Source organism: Bacillus sp. 05T31 (genome assembly GCF_056396725.1).
This window is the reverse complement of record NZ_JBFTMA010001222.1, coordinates 1-659: the sequence shown is the minus strand read 5'-3', so window position 1 is coordinate 659 and position 659 is coordinate 1. Positions and strand designations below refer to the sequence as shown.

The window sequence follows — 659 nt, the reverse complement described above, 5'->3', positions numbered from 1 at the left end:
ATGTTAGAGCCAAGTGGTGAATTGTTATTTTCGATGAGTTGTCTATTTATAACCCTTTCCTCTGTTATGACGTTAATCGTTATGGATGAAAGTAATAAAAGTGACATTATTATAAATAGTTTACCAGTAAGTCGAAAGGATATCATTATTGCTAGATATATTTCCAGTGCAATATTCATTGTAGGTGGCATGATCTCTACTATGCTAGTTGTTTTTCTTATAAGAGGCATTGTGGTCATTGGTGATATCGGTGCATATCATCCTAATCTATACATTGAAATTCCGTGGTATGAAGTAATAAATGGAGTTGTTTACGCCGTATTTTTGGTTGTCACGTTTTTCCCTAGTTATTATGGTACAAAATCGAAGGTAGTAAGAAGTATAGTATCAGCAGCATCAATAGGAGTGGGGGGAATCYTTTGGATATTTATTAGTGATGGGCTAAATGAAACAGCACCTTCATTCATTGAGTGGATTATGAATCCAATGCATATTGGTGTATTTATACTTGGAGGAATTATATTAGCTAGTGTCTATATCATTTCTATGTTTCTTACAATTAAAATTTATGAAACGCGTGATTTATAGAGAGGGGAATTCATATGCAACAGTTGATTTTGAAGGAGTTTTTCTTACAGAAGAAGATGTTTCCTTTCTAT

1 protein-coding gene is annotated in these 659 nt (G+C 33.1%); it reads left to right on the top strand.

Going from position 1 to position 659, the window contains the following annotated elements; genetic code table 11:
* Positions 1–588, top strand: a 588-nt coding sequence (locus AC1DJR_RS32570; RefSeq protein WP_477004522.1) for an ABC-2 transporter permease, incomplete at its 5' end; no start/stop codon positions are given.
* Positions 589–659: the final 71 nt, after the last annotated feature.